At 60.2% G+C, this 465-nt stretch carries 1 pseudogene; it reads right to left on the bottom strand.

The window, feature by feature from the left end:
• A pseudogene (locus tag A6V37_RS16030) lies at positions 1–325 on the bottom strand (methyltransferase type 11); the annotation flags it as partial.
• Positions 326–465: the final 140 nt, after the last annotated feature.

Below are 465 nucleotides of genomic sequence, written 5' to 3'. Positions count from 1 at the left end.
CGCACGGCATTGGCACGTGAAACTCCTCGGTGTTGCGATAAGCTGCCGCCCTTTCCGCGACGTCCTTTTCAATCAGATCGAAGTCGTCCTGCGTTTGAGCTTTCAGTATGGCGCCTATGCTCACACCGACCCGCCTCAGCGCATGGAGAGGTGTTTCGAGCGCACGAATGCGCCATGTCTGTTCTACGTCCTGAACGTGCGGTTCGATGAAGCCCGATTCGAGCAGCACGCGCTCGCATTCACGCCAGTTGCTGAAGCGAAAGCACAGAGGTCCTTCGGGGAGCCCTACATCCATCTGACCGTTCGCTTCGACTGCCTTCAGCACCCTGCAAAGTCCAATCGCCTTGTCCGCTGCTGCCCAGTCATCTCTCTCACTCCCTCCCCCCGCCTCCACTCCCCTAAACTCCTCCGCCAGCGCCTTCCCCGCATCTGCGCAAATCACCACCCCCCACCTCCTCCCCACTC

This window comes from Paraburkholderia ginsengiterrae (genome assembly GCF_001645125.1).
Classification (GTDB): domain Bacteria; phylum Pseudomonadota; class Gammaproteobacteria; order Burkholderiales; family Burkholderiaceae; genus Paraburkholderia; species Paraburkholderia ginsengiterrae.
This window is presented reverse-complemented; position numbering and strand designations above follow the sequence as displayed.